Here is a 19,554-nt window from a genome sequence, read left to right on the forward strand (position 1 = left end):
AAAATAGCTGAAACAGCGCTTTTTGAGGATAATGGTCTCCAAAACATTATCCTCTTTTTTATGGGCAATTTATGGGTCATCGTTTAAGTAAAATCTACACTCGCACAGGCGATTCAGGGACAACGGGATTAGGCGATGGTACGCGTATTTCTAAAGATGATTTACGGATTCAAGCCTTAGGTGATATTGATGAACTCAATGCACTGATTGGGGTACTACGCGCACAAATTCAAAGCACGTCAATCACACATTCACGTGATTGGGACAAACCTTTAAGTCTGATCCAACATTGGTTATTCGACTTAGGCGGTGAGGTTTGTATTCCAAATTACAACTTATTACAGCAAGCCAGTATTCTGTTTTTAGAGCACGATATAGACCACATGAATGCAGCGCTTCCAATGCTTAAAGAATTTATTCTACCTTCAGGCATCCTTACCTGTAGTTATGCGCATCAAGCCCGTGCAGTCTGCCGCCGTGCCGAACGCAGTTTATGTGCCGTGCAACAACGCGACCAGAACATTCAAAATATTGCACTGCAACTGCTCAATCGTTTATCCGACTGGCTGTTTGTCGCCTCGCGTATGTTGCAACGTGAAGCAAGTGGTAGCGAAGTTCTATGGCAAAAAAATATCAATGACACAATTTAAGCGTATACTTTTGCCCAAGATATTTATTTACAGATAAGTAGCATGCAAATTATTGGTCATCGCGGTGCGCGAGGCGAAGCGCCTGAAAATACTTTAGGTGGCTTCCAATACTTACGTCAATTGGGTATTCGTGCTGTTGAATTCGATGTTCGACAACTTAAAGAGCTTTCGCTGGTAGTGATGCATGATGATAATTTTCAACGTACTACAGGCTTAAAAAAGAAGATTGATGATTTTCACATCAGTGAACTACAACACTTCGACCATCGGATTGAATGGCCAAGTTGGTCACAACCTGAATACACACCGCTATTGTCACAAGTTTTAACCGAAATTCAGACATTTTCACACATTGAAGTCGAGATCAAAGCCGTAGCTAGTCAACAAGCGGCAGAGCAATTGATCGAAACATTACTCCCGCATTTAATCAACTTTAAGAACCAAGCCATCATTACCAGTTTTGACCACAAAATTTTAACAGCATTACAACAAACTCATCAGCCCTTTAAACGTGGATTATTGGTTGAATCGAAGCCCGATCAAGCGATTGACACCGCGCTTGCACTCGGTTGCAGTCGGATTGGCTGGATGAATAAATTAGCAACCAAGCAACGTATTTTTGCAACACATACAGCACAACTAAAAACCAGTGTTTGGACAGTCAATAAAATCGATAGAGCCAAAGAATTACGTGACTTAGGCGTCGATGGATTAATTACAGATCTTCCTAAAATAATGCTTCAAGAATTAACATAATCGCGTAAAATAAAAGCAGAACATAAACGGATGTATTTTTTATTTCCCTTTTAAAATACAACTGTATAATATTGTTAAAAGTCTGCCTGCAATATCAAGGCTAGATTTTTAAATATGACCTTGTTCTGGTTATAAAAGGTTCTCTTATTCACATTTAAGGAGTGTCGTGAAACATGACTCCCCTGCCCAAAGCTCCAATAAACTGGACGGCTGCAATTACCCTATTAGGCACGCCAATTGCGGCCCTCATTGCAATTCCCCTTTATGCCTATTCACATGACTTTAGTTTAGGCGCATGGCTCAGTTTATTTTTCTTGTTGGCTGTTAGTAGCTTAAGTATTACTGCGGGCTATCATCGCTTATGGGCACACCGTGCTTATGAAGCAGCGTTACCGCTTAAGATCCTTTTGATGTTAGGCGGCACATTTGCCGTTCAAAACAGTATTTTATATTGGGCATCGGGGCACCGTACCCATCACCGTCATGTCGATGATGTAGAACAAGACCCATACTCAATTAACAAAGGGTTTTGGTATGCACATTTAGGTTGGATGATTCGCGATTATCCAACTGCAACGGCAAACTATAAAAATGCGCCAGACTTACTCAATGATAAAGTGGTCATGTTCCAAGACAAATATTATGTCCCTCTCGTCATTGCTGTACATGTGGTAATTTTAGGGACAATTGGTTGGGCTGTTGGCGATTTTTGGGGTGTGGTATTGCTTGGTGGCTTACTTCGCTTAATCATTAGCCATCATGTTACTTTCTTTATTAACTCTTTATGCCACATGTTTGGTAAACGACCTTATACCGATGAAAATACCGCACGGGATAACTTTTGGTTAGCCATTGCGACATGGGGTGAGGGTTATCACAACTATCACCACATTTTCCAATACGATTACCGTAATGGCGTTAAATGGTGGCAATATGACCCAACCAAATGGCTAATTTGGAGCTGTTCTAAACTTGGGCTTGCCAAAAACTTACGCCGTATTCCAAGCTTTAATATCAAAAAAGCCGAATTGGCGATGAAGTTTAAATATGCAGAACAAGACCTTGCAATTTATGGCTTAGACATCAGCGAAGATATTGCAGCATTAAAACTCAAGATTTCTCAAGAATCAGAGGCTTTTGCCCATACTTTAAATGATTGGAGTAAATTGAAAGAACAAGAAATTCAAGCAAAAAAAGCGGCAATGACAGAAAAATTACACCAAATGGATCATCGTTTAAAGCTTGAGTTTCAGTTAATTGAACAGCGTTTACAGCACCATCGCGACCGCTTAGAAGTGATGATTGAAAATGTGAAAAAACTTCCTTCACGCTAAATCCAAATCACCATACCTCATTTTATTTGCCCATTTCTAAATGGGCTTTTTTATGTGTAAAACTTTCATTGGACTGATTTTAAATTTATCTACCACCTCTAAACTGGCATAAATTTAAACATTTCACCTTCTTATTTGGCGCATTTTAGGTAGACCGAACAATTCTTTTGTCTGATCAATCTATGACTTAAGACCTAACATCTTAAACTTCATTCAATTGAAAGCCTTATCTAGTTTTTAAACATTCAATGCTACCATATGAAAACGGTTAACTCTGTATACACGTAAAAATTCTAAAGCCTCTATCTATAATGGCTGATGATTTATGACTGTATCCTCTTTATAACGGTTTTACTATATCTTTAAAGTTATACATTTAAAATCGGATGCTACTCTAACAATAAACCTGTAATTGTTTAAAAGGTATCAAACAAGCAATAAAAAATCAGCCTTTAAGGCTGATTTTTTATTGCGAAAACAAAGAACTTACTTTTAGTTTTCACTTACAAATGCAATATCATTTAGTCCTGCACCACTTGCGCGTGACATTACTTGCGCAACAACATCATAACGAGACTCTTTGTCTGCGCGTAGTTGAATACTTGGTTTTTGTGCAGCCTGAGCTTCAGTTTGGAAACGATTATTCAGTTCATCTAAACTCACAATCTGATCATTCCAAGCAACTTCACCCTTTGCGTTAATGCTCACGGTAATGGCTTTTGGTGGCGGTGTGGTCATTTCCGCTGTGGTCTTGGGTAAAGTCAGCGGAATGGATGGATTCGCAACAGTTGCCGTCACTAAAAAGATAATCATTAAAACTAACATGATATCAATCAATGGAATGAGGTTCATCTCATTCATACCAGCATCGTGATCTTCACCCAATTGAAAACCCATTAGGCTTGACCTCCAACAAAGCGCTGCTCAGTCGATTGATGCTGCGCTGATGTCGTTGTGGTTTCTTGCTGTAACATCGTATCAATTAATAAGCTATGTGCTTTATCTTGTAAGGCATGTGCTAAAGCACGATTGGCACGCACACAAATGTTATATGCAAGTACAGCTGGAATCGCAACTGAAAGACCTAAGCCCGTCATAATTAACGCTTCACCAACAGGGGTTGCAACTTGTGCAAGTCCTGCTTGACCGCTTTTTCCCACAGCAACAAGGGCATGGAAAATACCCCAAACTGTACCAAATAAACCAACAAACGGTGCAATAGATGCAATCGTTCCAAGTACCGATACGCCTTTTTCAGCTGCACTCTTTTCTTCAGAGATTTGACGCAGTAAAGCTTGTTCTGCAACTGCTTTACGTTGCTCAAACGATAACGGCTGTAATTTCGCTTTAAGCTGACCCAAGGCCTGTTCTAATTGAGCATACGCTTGTTGCTTCAACTGCCGCGTACCCATTAAACGTAAAATGAAAATTGTCCATGTCGCAATCGACATGACAATTAATACAAAATACAGGGTCTTGCTGACGGCATCTGCATTCTGCCAATAGACTGAAAAGTTCATATACTCGAACTCCTAATTGAGTTAGCCGTTAGATCGATTAATTTAAATCAAATGGTTGGTTTGCACGAATCGGATACGCCACACCATTCTCTTTATAAGGTTTAAATTTCGCACTGCGAACTGCTTTCATCACTTTTTCATCCAATGCAGGCAGTCCACTACTTTTTACAATACGTACTGAAGTCACTACGCCTTTTTCATTCGCCTCAATTGCAACCACAATTGAACGCGGCGCATCTTTTAAATCTGAAGGTGAAACTTGTACACTTGGACTACGACTCCACTGCACTCCAGAACCGCCAATTGAAACACTTTTCGGTGATTTATCCGCAGGTGGCGCAGCAGGTTCAACCGGTTTAACCACTGGTGCAGGTTCAACAGGTTTGACGACGGTTTTTGTTTCTGAAACCGTGGTACTAACTACTGGCGTTGGTTTAGTTACAGGCGGTTGAATAACTTGTTTTGGTGCTTCAGCCTTCACCTGTTGTACTTTTTCCACTTTTTTAGGTGGTGGAGGTAATTGTTGTTTAACAATTTTTACCTCTTTAACAGGCTTTGGTTTTTCTTTTGGTTTCTCTTTTGGCTTAGGTGGCGCAGGAGGCGGTTGAATTTTAACAAAGCGCACTTTAACTGGATCTTTATGAACCGGTTTGAGTGTTTGGACTTTCATTTGGCTTAACAGCCCAAGCACTGCAATATGTCCAACAACCACTGTGGCAACAGCAATCATTGCTTTTTTTTTCATCCCATTATTGGGCTGATTTTGATTAAATACGCTAGCGTGACTCATAACACCATAATGACCTGTGGCATAAACTGGACAAATAAATCAATCCTCAAGATCGGTTTAAGTCAGTTTATCAATGTGAGTTGGACAATAAAGTGGCATTATAATAAATGAGAAGTGTTTTCATTTGCAACTTATTTTTTGTTTTTATCTGTGCTGATTCAAAATTAATCCTAGAATATTCTCCTTAAAAATTTAATTGTCTCAGACAAGCCACATCAGTTATCTTTATTAAAGATATGATAGATTTCATTTCATCCATCATATCTAGCGTAAATTACCAACTTATTTTTGTGATTCTAAAATCTGAATCGGAATATCCTCAGTACGCGTATAGCGATCTACCACAACACTGACCATCATATCACCCTGCACATTCACCACCGTACGGACAGTATCTAAAATACGGTCAATCGGTAATAAAATGGCAATGGCTTCAGCAGGTAACCCCACCGATTGTAAAACCATAATCATGGTCACCATACCGGCACTTGGAATACCCGGTGCGCCAAGTGAAGCAATCATGGCGGTTAAACAGACAATAATTTGCTGTCCTAAATGTAAATCTAGTCCCATTAAATTTGCAACAAATAACGCAGCTGCGGCTTCATATAGTGCTGTTCCATCCATATTTAGATGTGAACCGAGTGGAATCACAAAACCTGTAATTTGCGGACGAACTCCCAAGTTTTCTTGGGCACACTTCATACTTAAAGGCATAGTTGCCGAACTTGAACTGGTCGCGAACGCTGTGATTAATGCCAAACGCGTGCCTTTAAAAAAGGTCAACGGCGACATTTTTCCAAAAATCCACAGTAATAAAGGCAAGACCACCACACCATGAAAAATCGTTGTTCCTGTTACTACGGCTGCAAATTCAGCGACACGACTTAAAATTGATAAATCTTCAGTGGCAATCAATTTGGCTAACAATGCTAAAATTCCAAGCGGAGCAAGTTTCATCACCCAACTGACTAACAGCATGACCAAATCAAAAAACTCTTGGCTCACTTGCCGAATGCTTTGGAAGCGTTTACCGCCATAAACCAACGCCAAGCCAATCAACATCGCAAAAATCACCACAGACAAGACATTGCCATCACTAAAGGCTTTAAATGGATTGATCAGGGTATTTTGGACAAAATTCATGAGAAATGAAGATGCATCTAATGACTGCACCGTAGGTTGATGCTGTTGCATGGCACTTTGAAACATGGCCACATCTAAACCCTTACCGACTTCAAAAATATGGGCACACATTAAGCCTAGAAACAATGACAAGCTCATGGTCACAAAACTACACAGTAAGGTCATTTTCCAAACCTTACCCAGTTGCTGACCCGACTCAAGACTCGCTACCCCAATCACAATGGATGAAAACACCAGTGGTACGAGCAACATTTTTAGAAAACCAATAAAAATGCCACTTATCAAACTTAATACATAAATGCTCTGGCTAAAAAAAGCCGCTTCAGGATAGAAGCGGAGTAGTAATCCAAAAAAGATTCCGATCAATGCGGCAATAAAAATTTGCGTGTTTAAGCTCATGCCAATCCATATAATTTTATCATGCTCGTAATATGGCATGAGCAACTGTTCAAATCGAGCCTTTCTTTAGCACTTTATTGACTTTCTATTTCACGTAAACGCATTAAGCCCTCTTGTACCGTACTACAAACTAATTCACCATTTTGCCACATACGACCAAAATTCAAGCCACGAGAATTAGCACTAATCGTGGCATTCATATCATAAAGCATCCACGCATCTGCCTTTAAAGCCCGATGAAAATAAATCGTATGGTCAATACTCGCACACTGTAAACTTGGCGATAAATAATTCAAACCATGTGGACGTAATGCCGTTGTCATTAAGGTAAAGTCAGAATAAAAGGCCACAATCGCTTGATGTAATGCTGTTTGGTTTTGATCTTCAGGTATCGCATCATGCGTGCGCACATAATGTGCATATTCTGGCGACTCTGGTTGTGGTCTAAAAAAATTATTCACACTGTGAATCGGACGCAGTTCAACATGGCGTTCTCGCATAAAGCTAGCACGCACATTTTCAGGCACAAATTCAAGTAAACTTTGCTTTAATTCTTGTTCATTCTTTAAATCTTCAGGTGCAGGATAGTCAGGCACATGTTGCTGATATTCTAAACCCTCTTCGGGTGGTGCAAACGAAATCATCGCAGTAAAAATTAGGCGACCATGTTGAATTGCACGAACTTGACGACTTACAAAGCTTTTACCTTCACGTAAACGCTCAACTTCATAAATAATCGGTGCATTAATATCACCACCAAATAGAAAATAAGCATGCATCGAATGCGCAGGGCGATCAGTCGTATAAGAAGCAGCACGCAATGCTTGCCCAAGTACTTGCCCGCCAAAAACCCGTTTACCAACCAAATTACGGCTTTGACCACGATAAATATTTTCCTCAATTTTTTCTAAACTGAGTAATGCAATTAATTCTTCGGTTAAGTTGCTCATTTTGTTCCTCATATCATCTCATCCGAGATTTTCAATCAACTCAGATTAAAGTGCCACATCACGATACACCCAAGTCAGTCACAGCACTTAATTTTATCTACTCAAAATCGATATTAGGTACAATAAAACGCAAGTAAAGTTGCAGTACTTGGCAAAGTTAGTAGATAAAAACACCTTTTTTAACCAAATTTATGCGCAATCTAGCAGATTTTAGTTAAAATGATCCGCTAAACGAATTTTACACCATGAATCGTATCATGCGATTCATCGGTCATGATTCATCATGACTTTACCTTGAGTTGAAGTAGGAGTTTTTATGTCCAAGAATAGCATTGGTCAAATCTATCGCAGAGTATCAAGCAAAATTCTTGATCTTGTGGTCAGCCCTCGCCTTCTTGGAGATGCTCCTACGGCTTCAACCGAACCTGCTGCAACAAATGATGCATCCAAGACACAAGCGCTTACCTGTTATGTCTTACAAAATTATTCGCGTAGTAATGCTTTGGTACTCGACAGCGAAACCCGCCGTTTAAATTTGCCTGCCGCACTCGAACCTTTAGCAATTTTAGGACAACAAGAAAAATCATCGGTCTTTTTCTTACAAAAATCTGACTTTACTGTTTTTACCGCCAATAGTCCGACTTTACCGCCCCGTTTATTACGTTTAATTGATCTGATTGATCAAAACCCTGAACTTGAAATTCAGTTGGTGCCTGTAACCATTTTATGGGGACGTTCACCAGACAAAGAAGATTCATTATTTAAACTGTTATTTACCGATACGTGGGCAACACCCAGCACACTCAAACAACTCATGAATATTGGGGTACATGGTCGTCAATCGTTCTTAGAGTTTCATCCTGCACAGTCGCTGCGTGACTTAGTCAAAATTGCCCATACCGAGCATCCGAATCTGTCGCCTGCAACTTATATTGTCAACCAATTGAATCAATATTTAGATCGTCAGCGTGAAGCGGTTTTGGGCCCCGATTTATCGGATCGCCGTAACGTCATGCAGTCTTTGGTGAAATCTAAAGATGTCCAAGAAGCCATTCGCCGTGAAAGTATTCGTGGTAAAGTCAGCCTATTTGAAGCCGAACGCCGTGCTATTGGCTATGTCAATGAAATTGTTTCGGACTATTCATATTCAACCATTCGCTTTGGCGATATGGTGCTGACGCGCCTATGGACACAACTCTATGACGGCGTTGAAGTCCATAACTTTAATGTGGTGCGTGAATTGGCAAAAGATTATGAAATTATCTATACCCCATGCCATCGCAGCCATATCGACTATTTATTATTATCTTATATTATTCATCGCCGTGGATTAATGGTGCCGTATATTGCCGCAGGCGATAATTTAAACTTGCCGTTTGTTGGGCAAATTTTACGTGGTGGCGGTGCCTTCTTTATTCGCCGTTCATTCCGTGGCAATGGGCTTTACACTTCTGTTTTCAAAGAATATTTATATAGCATTTTGTCACGCAATACGCCTTTAGAATACTTCATTGAAGGTGGACGCTCACGTACAGGACGTTTGTTACCACCAAAAACAGGCATGTTAGCCATGACGGTGCATAGCCATTTACGCAGCCGCAGCAATAAACCGATTGTGTTTATTCCCACCTATATTGGCTATGAACGCCTGATGGAAGGCTCAACCTATATTGGTGAAATGCAAGGTAAACCGAAAGAAACCGAATCCTTATTGGGCATTGCCAAAACGTTGCGCAAAATTGAACGTATTTTCGGGAAAGTTCACTTGAACTTTGGCGAGCCTGTATTTTTAGATGATTTGCTGAAAGCACACAATGCCGACCAAATTCGCATCGAAAAAAATGACGACCCAATTCCTGCGGCAGTCTCGGATGCAGTGAACAGTTCAGCCCATGAAATTTTGAAAAAAATTAACAATGCCGTGGTGATTAACCCTGTCTCATTGTTAGCACTGACCTTACTTTCAACCGACAAACATACTTTAGATGAAGCTGTATTTGTTAAGCAGCTTGAAAATTACCGTCAGTTAATTACACAAGTTCCATACGACCATCGTACCGAAGTTACGCCACTTTCAGGCCAAGAAATGATTCGTTATGGTCTTAAACTGAAACTGATTAAACGCGTTCAACATGCGCTAGGCGATATTATTGCCATTGAAGACAATCAAGCGGTTTTACTGACCTATTTTAGAAACAATATTTTGCATGCTTTTGTGATTCCATCATTAATTGCATCGTTGGTTGAACGTAATGGTAAAATTAAACGTGATAGTTTGAGCAATGTTATTTGCACACTTTACCCATTCTTAAAAGCTGAACTGTTTATGAAATGGGATATCACTGAACTTCATACACCAATTCAGCAATATATCGACAGCCTGATTCAAGCAGAGTTAATCAGCCAAGATAATAATGGCATGTTGCATAGCCCTGCACCAAATAGCGAAGCACATCAGCAATTGGTGTTAATGGCTGCACCTGTTAAACAAAGCTTAGAACGCTACTTTATGACAGTTGCACTGATCACCCAACGTGGTTCAGGCAAAATCTCTGCCAAACAAGTCGAAGATTTGAGTCATTTGCTTGGTCAGCGCTTGTCGGCATTATATGAGTTTAATTCACCCGAATTTTTTGATAAAGCGCTGTTCCAAGGCTTCTTAAAAGTCTTAACGCAACAAAGCTATATTCAAACCAATAGCGATGGTTTCCTTGAATATGACGCGCGCTTTAGTCAAGCTGCTCATCACGCCAACCTTATTTTAGATGATGCGACCTTGCATATGTTGCAGCAAATCACCCAGTTTAGTGATGACGAGCTACAACAAGCGCTTGATGCGGTAGCCACACAAAATGCTAGACGCCGCAATAAGAAAAAAGCCAAATAAGCCAAAAACGACCACGCTACGGCGTGGTTTTTTCTGCCTCATTTAATAAGTGTTGATAGACCTCAAAGCAATTTTGATGCTGCAATACAAAACCACTTTCGTATAAATTCGTGGCATATAAGCGCTTGCCTGTTTGAACATCCGTATTGTCTAAATTCAAAATCGAGTGTTTGGCTTGCACTTGAAACCATTGCAAAATTTCGTGCATCGGCTGTGGTCTTGAATCACTGACGATATAACTCGACGCAAGTGTAGATTGAGGGATTTGGGTTAAATAGGCTAAAAACCCTGCCAAATCATCAATATGAATCCGATTACTCCAATGTATATTTGGATAGGTGCTTGCTTGCGCTAACGTTTGCAGCCGCACAACACTTATGCCATAAATGCCGCTTGGACGAATGATAATGGTTTTTTGCGGATATGCTTGCTGCCATAACTGCTCCATTTTCAATAGCAATTGTCCTTGCACATCTTTAGGATTGGGCGGTGTTTCATCATCAATCGCCTGCCCTGTGTCGTCACCATAAACGCGAGTTGATGACACAACCACTACACGTTGCACAGGATGCGTTTGCAGTGCCTTTACAATTGGTGCAATCGTATCAACATAGGTTTTTTGATACCCGTCGATACTACTCTCGCTCGGACTGAGTAATACATACACCCAATCAATTAAAGGATAAGCACTTAAATCTAAAGCCTGAAGATCTTGAATATCGTGTGTGGCAAAGTGATCTGTTTTTACACTTCGACTCATGGTATAAATTCGGTGACCATCTGCAAATAACTGTTTTGCAACACGTTGCGATGTTTTACCATAACCAATAAATAAGATGTTCATATCAAGATCCAACTGGAGGGACATGCGTTCAATTCAAACGCTGCAAGGCATTGGGCAAGCCACAGCAAGCTTGCTAGAAAAACTACATATTTTCACCACTGAAGATTTAGTATTTCACCTTCCACGTGACTATGAAGATCGTAGCACGATTATTCCCATGTACCAATTAAGCGTGGGACGCAGCTATTTGCTTGAAGGAATCATCCAATCTGTCGATTTCCCGCCAGGAAAACGTCAGTCGATGGCTGCCACATTACAAGATGACAGTGGCAAAGTCACTTTACGGTTTTATCATGTTTATAAAGCCCTGACCGACCGACTTAAAGTCGGCAATCGGATTCGGGTATTTGGCGAAGTTCGTGTAGGCGCACGGGGCTTAGAGTTATATCATCCCGAAATTCAAGCAATCACTTCACAAACAACACTGCCCAAAACGCAGCTTACTGCCATTTATCCAAGTACCGAAGGTTTAACCCAAGCCAAATTACGTGACTATATTCAACAAGCCTTACAAGAACATAGCGAGAATTTAGCAGAACTGATTCCTGCACAATTCCACAATGGCTATGGACTCAAGCAAGCTTTATTGTACCTACACGAACCACCTCTCAGCGCCAACATGCAGCAATTGGCACAAGCCACTCATCCTGCACAACAACGCCTGATTTTTGAAGAATTGGTCGCACATCAACTGAGCTTACTCACCCGCCGTGCCTATATTCGGCAAATTCAAGCACCAACAATCAAGCCAAGCCAAAAGCTCGCAACACAACTTTTGGCACAACTTCCCTTTCAACTCACTCAAGCCCAACAGCGTGTTTCAAAAGAAATTTCGGATGATTTACAACACAATAAAGCCATGCTGCGCTTGGTTCAAGGTGATGTGGGTGCAGGTAAAACCTTGGTTGCAGCAATTGCCGCTTGTCATGCGTTAGAGTCGGGTTGGCAAGTCGGACTCATGGCACCCACCGAAATTTTAGCCGAACAACATTTTTTAAATTTTAGCCGTTGGTTTGAACCCTTAGGTATTTCAGTCGCGTGGCTGTCTGGCAAACAAAAAGGCAAGGCACGTGAAGCTGCGGAACAACAAATTGCTTCGGGTACCGCGCAATTGGTGGTTGGCACGCATGCGCTGTTTCAAGACACCGTACAGTTTTCTAAACTAGGCTTAGTGATTATTGATGAACAACATCGTTTTGGCGTCGACCAACGCTTAGCATTACGCAACAAAGGCGAACAAGGCAACACCCCACATCAATTGGTCATGACTGCAACACCTATTCCTCGTACTCTTGCCATGAGTGCTTATGGCGATTTAGATACTTCAGTCATTGACGAGCTTCCACCAGGGCGTGCACCAATCCAAACAGTTACTATTCCGCTAGAACGACGTGAACAAGTGCTAGAACGGATTGCCAATAACTGCCGTGAAGGTAAACAGGCTTATTGGGTATGTACCTTAGTTGAACAATCCGAAACCTTAGATGCGCAAGCGGCTGAAGCGACTTATTTAGATATTCAACAACGCTTTCCCGACCTCAATGTTGGGTTGGTACACGGCAAAATGAAGGCTTCAGAAAAACAAGCTGTCATGCAATCTTTTAAAGCCAATCAATTACAATTGCTTATTGCAACCACCGTCATTGAAGTTGGGGTGGATGTCCCAAATGCCAGTATTATGGTGATTGAAAATGCCGAGCGTTTAGGACTTTCACAATTACATCAGCTTCGTGGTCGGGTAGGACGTGGTGCATTAGCCAGTTTCTGTGCGCTACTGTATAAAACCCCACTGTCACAAAATGGTTATGAACGCTTGGCAATTTTAAGAGAAAGTAATGATGGTTTTGTGATTGCCGAAAAAGATTTAGAAATTCGGGGTGCAGGCGAACTACTTGGCACCAAACAAACAGGTGATATGGGTTTTCGCGTGGCACGACTTGAACGCGATGCCCATTTATTACCGCATGCACAGCATACAGCCGAGCAAATTCTGCTGCACTACCCAAATTTAGTTGAACCTTTACTTGAGCGATGGTTACCCGAGGCGCCACGCTATGCCTATATTTAAGCTTAAACTAAAATTGCCCTTGCCATGTAAGTTATGTCATTCCACTATCGCTGTTATGCCACAACAACTCTGCCAAGACTGTTGGCAACAATTACCATGGTTTAATCAATCCATTCAGTACGAACATTTTCAGTTATATGTGGCATGTTGGTATCAATATCCCATCAATCGGCTCATCCAACAGTTTAAGTATGAACAGCAATTACATTGGCTGCCCGTATTGTCTGAATTACTGTTAACGCTAAAAATTATCAAAATACAAGCGATTGTCGCTATGCCTGTATCTGAACAACGCTTAACCGACCGTGGCTATAATCAAGCCTTACTTTTGGCACAAGTGTTGTCTAAACAATTACAAGTTCCTATTTGGCAACCTATTTCGCGTAAAAATGAGCATTCACAAAAAGGGCTTTCGGGTGCAGAACGGCGGCAAAATATTGAACAACAATTTTACGTCACACAAAAAACGAAACAACGCTTTAGACGCGTTTTGATGGTGGATGATGTGATTACCACTGGCAGTTCACTTGACGCACTGGCGAAACAATTGAAATTACTCGGTTGCCAAGAAATTTTCGCAGCTTGCATAGCGATTGCAAAATAAGCCATTAAATTTAGTTCAAAAATTAACAAACTATAAAAGTTCAATCACAATACCAATAAAATGAATCAATACAGTTTTGACACTCATTGCATGGCTCTCATCAATTTTTCAGGTTGTACTGCCATTCAAATCAATAATACAGAACATTTTAATGCCAAACAGTTAACTCAAATCTGCATCATTCAAAACCCGAAAGTCACAATTTAAGGTTTCACCAATTTGCTTGAACGCAGTTTTGCACGCCACCTTTTCAACTACGCAAAAAGGTGGCTTAGCTTTAAACAAATGGCGCAGTGTAGATACCAACATTGATGAATTGGTCGATCAATTACTCGAAAAACCACCTCAACATGGATAAAAATTAAGGTACAACATCAGCCGCACCCCATTTCGGTTCAGGTGAAGTATAGGCTTCAAAACGCTCAACCAGTGTTTCTATGCTGTCTGACACTTGCAACGCATCAGCAAAACGTGATTGAGTAAATCCTGTTTCTACAGTGCGTTGTACCATTGCCAAAAGTGGATCATAAAAACCCTGAATATTTAAAAATCCACAAGGCTTGGCATGAATACCCAACTGCGCCCATGTCCATTGTTCAAAAATTTCTTCTAAAGTGCCTGCCCCACCTGGTAGTGCAATAAAACCTTGGGCCAGTTCCGACATTTTGGTTTTACGTTCATGCATGTCTTTAACAACATGTAACTCGGTCAAATTTGGATGTGCCAACTCTTTATCAACCAAAGCTGTTGGAATCACACCAATGACCCGCCCACCTGCTTGTAATGCGCTATCAGCCACCGTACCCATAAGCCCTGAACGCCCACCGCCATACACCAAAGTCACACCCTGTTGCGCCAAGTACTCACCCACACGTTGTGCAGTTTGCACAAAAATAGGCAAATTCCCCGCCTTAGACCCGCAAAAAATGGCAACTGACTTCATAAAAACACCTTTTCTTAAATAAATATGAATTAAAAACAAACTAAAGTAGGTTTTTTTTAACAAAATAACAAACGGAACAGTGTTTTTAATTGATTCCTTGTCTAAAATACACCCATCGTTTCACCCCCCATTTTAAAGGGAGAAAGACACCGATGCTTGAAGCTTTTTATGCCACAGAGCGTGGTAGTCTCGAAGATGCAGCCATCAATGGTGGATTTGATTTACATCCAGAATTAGTTTGGCTTGACCTCATTGCCCCTTCACAAGAAGAACAGCAATGGGTCATTGATGCTTATGAACAGAACTTACCAACCCTAAAATCTTTAGAAGATATTTCGTCTTCTGCTCGCTTTTATCGTGATGATGATGGTGTCTTGCACATCAGTACTTATTTTTTAACAAAAAATAAGAATTATCAAGTTGATGATGACACCGATGAAGCAGGAAAAATGCTTGCAACCGTACAAACGGTGGCTTTTATTTTAACCAAAGAACGCTTAATTACCTTACGTGGTGAAAAGCTTGTGGCTTTTCGTGCCTTTCGTGCCCGTGCGCGCCGCAATGACTATGAAATTGATTATCAGGATCCAATCTGGATTTTGCTTGGATTACTCGAAGCCAAGCTAGATGAACTTGCAGACATTTTAGAAGACATCCATAAAGATTTAGAGAAATATTCAACTGAAGTACTCAACAATCATCATCGTGAACAAGTCCTTGATTTAGACGACATGATTACTCGCCTTGCACAACAAGAAGATATGTTGGGGAAGGCACAGCTCTGCTTAATTGACTTACGCCGCGTGCTGACATTCTTGTCTCGTCCGCGCGCATTAGGCAGTCATATTTATGATGGTGAAATTCGAGAAATGAGTGAAGATGTCCGCTCATTGGTCGAACATGATGCGTTCTTATTCCAAAAAGTACGTTTCTTACTCGACACCACATCAGGCTTTATTAACACCGAACAGAACGATACCATCCGTCGCTTCTCGATTTTACCAAGTATGCTTGCTCCACCTATGCTCATTGCCAGTATGTACGGCATGAACATTGATGAGTTACCTTTTGCACATGGCAAACTCAGCCTTGCTATTGTGAGCGCGGTACTTCTCGCCACATTCTTTGGCCCAATGCTGTATTTCCGTTGGAAAAAATGGATCTAATTTCTTAGGCTTGCAACCTTCGTGGTTTAATCCATCTTGCAATAAAAAACCGCACATCAATAATGATATGCGGTTTTTTATGCTGCTAAAAATCGTTTTCTTTGATGTTAACTTGTAGCTTAAGCAATTAATTGCAAATCATCTTGCAAATGGCAGGCCTGAATAATTTTTAACATTTTTTCAGGTACCGCTTTAAACTGCAAACCTTTGGCTTGTGGTGTATGGCGCAACCACTGCACCAAAACGGCCAATGCCAAGGTATTACCATGCACTAGACCTGACAAGTCAACCACCAGTGGAAACTGGGTTTGCTTGGCAATAATGTCTTTGCCTTGTGCATATAATGCTTCAGCATTTTTAAAATCAACTTGCCCTGAAAGCGACAATTGTTGTGATTTAAACTCGATCACGTTTCACCTACACTTTAATTGACAACTTGCTGCTTATTGATATGCACTTGTAACAAGCCGAAGATTATTTCGTTGCATTATTTGCATCAGGTTTAAAGCTAGCAATCGCTTTATCTAAGTTACCACCATTACGTTTTACCGTATCTGCAAACTGATTACGGAACTGTAAACCTAAATCAATTCCGGCAACATTAATGTTACGCACTTTCCACTGGCTACCCGCATCGGTTAACTGAAATGATACAGGGGTTTTCTGACCTTGGTTATTAAAGTCAAGCGTTACTACAGGGAATGCACTTGCAGTTTGTTTATATGGACGAATGCTATAGCTTTGATTACTGTATTTAGCAAAAGCAGTACCATAATTTTGGATTAAACTTTGACGTAAATTACGCTCAAAGGTTGCACGTTGCTGTGGCGAACTGCTTTGTGCAGAGGCGTAAGTTCCCATCACAATACGAGTAAAAGCTTGTGCGTCGACATTTGGCTCAAGGTTTTGCTGTACGATCGCAGTTACCGCAGCAGGGTTATTTTGCAATTTAGCATGGTCTACCTTTAAACGGCTAATTAAGCTATCTGCAATACGTTTTACAAATGCAGGGGGTGCTTCGGCAGGTGCAGCCATTGCCGTACTTGCAATCATTGTTGATAAGATACTAGCTGTAAGTGTTTGTTTCATTAAGGTATTCAAATCTACTCTCCTCTATTGTTATTCAGCAAATGATGTTTGTGGATCGGCTGTTTTTGCGCTCTCTGACGCAGTTTTATCACCTGAGCTGTCTGATGATTTACCGGACATGCCTGTAATAAATTTACCAATCAAATCTTCTAAATCCATAGTGCCTTGGGTATTACTAATGACACCACCACGTTTGATATAGTTCAAACCACCACCTGGAACAACTTTTAAATATTTTTCACCAAGTAAACCATTGGTTGCCACCATAATATAAGCATCTTCATCAATGTTGGTGATGGAGTTCATGTTATTTAATAGTTGCTGTTCCATTGCTTTTTGTTGAGTCGCGTTGGCTTGTTGATAAGCATCGCTATAACGTAGCTCATCCAAAGCATTTTTTTGTACAGTTTTAAGCTGATCTGCACTGAATGTGGTTAATTTACTGTCTAAATCAAAAGTAACTTTGGCAAGTCGCGAGACAGGGTCAAGTGTGATGGATTCAACACGCCCAATCGTCACCCCACTCATCGTTACTTTGGCGCGGGTTTTTAAGCCATTCACATTATCAAACTGTGCGCTCATTTCATAACTATTGCCCATATTATTGCCAGTTAAACCACTGACTTTCATGGCCAAGAAAAATAAAGCTAAACCAAAAATAACAACAAAAATACCAACGGCCAGTTCACTTGCACGTGATTTCATTACAATCCTCCAAACATGACCGCAGTCAACACAAAGTCACAACCTAAAACACATAAAGACGAATAGACAACTGTTCTTGTGGTTGCAGTTGCAATTCCTTCCGATGTTGGCTCGCAGAAATAGCCTTGATACACCGCAATCCATGTACAAATTATCGCAAAAATAATACTTTTGATGATGCCATTTACAACATCGTGATGAAACTGTACTGAACTTTGCATGCCGCTCCAAAACGAGCCTTCATCCACGCCTAAAAAGTCTACACCTACTAGTTTGCCGCCAAAAATACCAATCGCCGCAAAAATAACTGTCAACATAGGCAGACTGATTATCCCCGCCCAAAGCCGTGGTGAAACAATCCGCTTTAATGGATCAACCCCAATCATCTCCATGCTCGACAATTGCTCGGTAGCTTTCATTAATCCAATTTCGGCAGTTAAGGCAGAACCAGCACGACCTGCAAAAAGTAAGGCTGCAACGACAGGAGCAAGTTCGCGCAATAGCGTGAGTGCCACCATCGTACCTAGCATCGACTCACTGCCAACATTGACTAAAATGCTATAGCCTTGTAAGCCAATCACTAATCCAATAAACAAACCAGACACGGCAATAATCAATAATGACATCACCCCAACGCGGTACATTTGGTAAATAAATAAACGTACACCTAGCCAAGATGGAATCGAAAAAATAATTTGCAGCAACATGAGTGCAGCAACACCGATGCCTTGAACACGCTCAATCACACGTCGACCTAAAACGGCAATAGCATTCATGAATCGACCTCTTGGCTTAAATAAGCCTGTTGACTAAATTGGAAATCGACAGGGCCTTCGGCATGTCCATTTAAAAATTGTTGTACAAAAGCAGAGGGATGCGTGCGTAATGCTTCAGGTGAACCTTCTCCCTGAATTTTTCCTTCAGCAACAATATAAATGTAGTCAGCAATCGACATGGTTTCATCGACATCATGCGAAACAATAATCGTGGTTAAATCGAGTGCTTCACGTAATGAACGAATTAAACGGGTTAATACCCCCATCACAATCGGGTCTTGCCCTGCAAAAGGCTCGTCATACATAATTAAATCAGGATCAAGTGCAATCGCACGCGCCAAAGCCACACGCCGATTCATCCCTCCCGAAAGTTCCGCAGGCATTAACTGTTCTGTGCCACGTAAACCAACAGATTCCAACTTTAATGCCACCAATTCAGCAATTAAGTTTTCTGGCAACTGGGTATGTGCACGAATAGGAAATGCTACATTTTCATATACCGTCATATCGGTAAAAAGCGCACCACTTTGAAACAACATCCCCATACGGGCACGTGCTGCAAATAAATCATGACGACTCATTTTAGATAGGTCATGACCATCAAGCAAAACCTGCCCAGAATCAGGGGTTAGTTGCCCACCAATCAGACGCAACAAGGTTGTTTTACCTGTACCTGATGGGCCCATAATGGCAGTAATTTGCCCGCGGCGAATGTTTAAGCTTACATTGTCATAAATGACCCGCGCCCCTCGTTTAAAACTCAAATTTTTTACTTCAATTAAAGTTTTAGCTGACGAAGTCGCTATGTTTGTTATCATAAATAAATCCCTGCTTATGGTTACAGCAGTTTATTGCATTTGCACAGCTTGCCGAAGCACCCAATTTAAATTTATTTTTGAAGCAAAATTGTGTTTACATTTCTAATGT

Annotated in this window: 20 protein-coding genes; 8 read left to right on the forward strand and 12 right to left on the reverse strand. The window is 40.9% G+C overall.

Annotated elements, in window-relative coordinates; all coding sequences use genetic code 11:
* The first annotated feature begins 71 nt into the window (after nucleotides 1–71).
* The 3 genes from FXN70_RS10340 to FXN70_RS10350 all read left to right on the forward strand — a co-directional run bounded on the left by FXN70_RS10340 (nucleotide 72) and on the right by FXN70_RS10350 (nucleotide 2,740).
* On the forward strand, nucleotides 72–650 hold the full coding sequence (locus FXN70_RS10340; protein ID WP_324647385.1) for a cob(I)yrinic acid a,c-diamide adenosyltransferase: 579 nt from the start codon (nucleotides 72–74) through the stop codon (nucleotides 648–650).
* Between the two features lie 42 nt (nucleotides 651–692).
* On the forward strand, nucleotides 693–1,406 hold the full coding sequence (locus FXN70_RS10345; RefSeq protein ID WP_324647386.1) for a glycerophosphodiester phosphodiesterase: 714 nt from the start codon (nucleotides 693–695) through the stop codon (nucleotides 1,404–1,406).
* Nucleotides 1,407–1,579: 173 nt separating this feature from the next.
* Nucleotides 1,580–2,740 (forward strand): acyl-CoA desaturase, encoded by a 1,161-nt coding sequence (locus FXN70_RS10350; RefSeq protein ID WP_324647387.1) that lies wholly within the window; start codon nucleotides 1,580–1,582, stop codon nucleotides 2,738–2,740.
* 492 nt (nucleotides 2,741–3,232) lie between these two features.
* Here the strand turns inward: FXN70_RS10350 and FXN70_RS10355 are convergent, their stop codons facing one another.
* The 5 genes from FXN70_RS10355 to FXN70_RS10375 form a co-directional block, all read right to left on the reverse strand.
* Nucleotides 3,233–3,637 (reverse strand): biopolymer transporter ExbD, encoded by a 405-nt coding sequence (locus FXN70_RS10355; protein WP_324647388.1) that lies wholly within the window; start codon nucleotides 3,635–3,637, stop codon nucleotides 3,233–3,235.
* Nucleotides 3,637–4,260: a MotA/TolQ/ExbB proton channel family protein gene (locus FXN70_RS10360; protein ID WP_324647389.1), complete on the reverse strand. Its 624-nt coding sequence runs from the start codon at nucleotides 4,258–4,260 to the stop codon at nucleotides 3,637–3,639. Before FXN70_RS10360 ends, FXN70_RS10355 begins: the two co-directional genes overlap by 1 nt.
* A gap of 37 nt (nucleotides 4,261–4,297) precedes the next feature.
* Nucleotides 4,298–5,050 carry a TonB family protein gene (locus tag FXN70_RS10365; protein WP_324647390.1) on the reverse strand — a complete coding sequence of 251 codons (753 nt, stop codon included), beginning with the start codon at nucleotides 5,048–5,050 and terminating at the stop codon, nucleotides 4,298–4,300.
* 282 nt (nucleotides 5,051–5,332) lie between these two features.
* Nucleotides 5,333–6,595 carry a dicarboxylate/amino acid:cation symporter gene (locus FXN70_RS10370; protein ID WP_324647391.1) on the reverse strand — a complete coding sequence of 421 codons (1,263 nt, stop codon included), beginning with the start codon at nucleotides 6,593–6,595 and terminating at the stop codon, nucleotides 5,333–5,335.
* 74 nt (nucleotides 6,596–6,669) lie between these two features.
* Entirely contained in the window at nucleotides 6,670–7,545 is an 876-nt protein-coding gene (locus FXN70_RS10375) for an acyl-CoA thioesterase II (RefSeq protein ID WP_324647392.1), read from the reverse strand.
* A 316-nt stretch (nucleotides 7,546–7,861) separates the two neighbouring features.
* Between FXN70_RS10375 and plsB the strand changes: the two genes are divergently transcribed.
* Nucleotides 7,862–10,432: a glycerol-3-phosphate 1-O-acyltransferase PlsB gene (gene plsB / locus FXN70_RS10380; protein ID WP_324647393.1), complete on the forward strand. Its 2,571-nt coding sequence runs from the start codon at nucleotides 7,862–7,864 to the stop codon at nucleotides 10,430–10,432.
* Nucleotides 10,433–10,448: 16 nt separating this feature from the next.
* On the opposite strand, the gene FXN70_RS10385 is transcribed toward plsB, so the two are convergent.
* Nucleotides 10,449–11,276: an NAD-dependent epimerase/dehydratase family protein gene (locus FXN70_RS10385; protein WP_324647394.1), complete on the reverse strand. Its 828-nt coding sequence runs from the start codon at nucleotides 11,274–11,276 to the stop codon at nucleotides 10,449–10,451.
* A 22-nt stretch (nucleotides 11,277–11,298) separates the two neighbouring features.
* Here FXN70_RS10385 and recG point away from each other — a divergent pair, with 22 nt between their 5' ends.
* The 3 genes from recG (at nucleotide 11,299) to FXN70_RS10400 (ending at nucleotide 14,306) form a co-directional block, all read left to right on the forward strand.
* Entirely contained in the window at nucleotides 11,299–13,344 is a 2,046-nt protein-coding gene (gene recG, locus FXN70_RS10390) for an ATP-dependent DNA helicase RecG (protein ID WP_324647395.1), read from the forward strand.
* Nucleotides 13,337–13,948, forward strand: coding sequence for a ComF family protein (locus FXN70_RS10395; RefSeq protein WP_420714410.1), 612 nt, complete (start codon nucleotides 13,337–13,339; stop codon nucleotides 13,946–13,948). The genes recG and FXN70_RS10395 overlap by 8 nt, the downstream gene beginning before the upstream one ends.
* A 223-nt stretch (nucleotides 13,949–14,171) precedes the next feature.
* Complete coding sequence (locus FXN70_RS10400) at nucleotides 14,172–14,306, forward strand: hypothetical protein (protein ID WP_324647397.1); 135 nt, start codon at nucleotides 14,172–14,174, stop codon at nucleotides 14,304–14,306.
* A gap of 3 nt (nucleotides 14,307–14,309) precedes the next feature.
* Here the strand turns inward: FXN70_RS10400 and FXN70_RS10405 are convergent, their stop codons facing one another.
* Nucleotides 14,310–14,891, reverse strand: a complete 582-nt coding sequence (locus FXN70_RS10405) for a TIGR00730 family Rossman fold protein (RefSeq protein ID WP_324647398.1) — start codon at nucleotides 14,889–14,891, stop codon at nucleotides 14,310–14,312.
* 152 nt (nucleotides 14,892–15,043) lie between these two features.
* On the opposite strand from FXN70_RS10405, the gene FXN70_RS10410 reads away from it, so the two are divergent.
* Nucleotides 15,044–16,057, forward strand: a complete 1,014-nt coding sequence (locus FXN70_RS10410) for a CorA family divalent cation transporter (protein ID WP_324647399.1) — start codon at nucleotides 15,044–15,046, stop codon at nucleotides 16,055–16,057.
* Between the two features lie 119 nt (nucleotides 16,058–16,176).
* On the opposite strand, the gene FXN70_RS10415 is transcribed toward FXN70_RS10410, so the two are convergent.
* From FXN70_RS10415 to FXN70_RS10435, 5 genes are all read right to left on the reverse strand, one after another.
* The gene (locus FXN70_RS10415; RefSeq protein ID WP_324647400.1) at nucleotides 16,177–16,467 is read right to left on the reverse strand and encodes an STAS domain-containing protein; all 291 of its coding nucleotides are present in this window, start codon (nucleotides 16,465–16,467) and stop codon (nucleotides 16,177–16,179) included.
* A gap of 64 nt (nucleotides 16,468–16,531) precedes the next feature.
* A complete protein-coding gene (locus tag FXN70_RS10420; protein WP_324647401.1) occupies nucleotides 16,532–17,158 on the reverse strand; it encodes an ABC transporter substrate-binding protein in 627 nt (208 codons plus the stop codon).
* Nucleotides 17,159–17,176: 18 nt separating this feature from the next.
* Nucleotides 17,177–17,851 (reverse strand): outer membrane lipid asymmetry maintenance protein MlaD, encoded by a 675-nt coding sequence (locus FXN70_RS10425; RefSeq protein WP_324647402.1) that lies wholly within the window; start codon nucleotides 17,849–17,851, stop codon nucleotides 17,177–17,179.
* The gene (mlaE, locus tag FXN70_RS10430) at nucleotides 17,851–18,627 is read right to left on the reverse strand and encodes a lipid asymmetry maintenance ABC transporter permease subunit MlaE (protein WP_324647403.1); all 777 of its coding nucleotides are present in this window, start codon (nucleotides 18,625–18,627) and stop codon (nucleotides 17,851–17,853) included. The genes FXN70_RS10425 and mlaE overlap by 1 nt, the downstream gene beginning before the upstream one ends.
* Nucleotides 18,624–19,445 (reverse strand): ABC transporter ATP-binding protein, encoded by an 822-nt coding sequence (locus FXN70_RS10435; protein ID WP_324647404.1) that lies wholly within the window; start codon nucleotides 19,443–19,445, stop codon nucleotides 18,624–18,626. The genes mlaE and FXN70_RS10435 overlap by 4 nt, the downstream gene beginning before the upstream one ends.
* Nucleotides 19,446–19,554: the final 109 nt, after the last annotated feature.

The organism is Acinetobacter sp. MD2 (genome assembly GCF_035615575.1).
In the GTDB taxonomy this organism is placed as follows: Bacteria; Pseudomonadota; Gammaproteobacteria; order Pseudomonadales; family Moraxellaceae; genus Acinetobacter.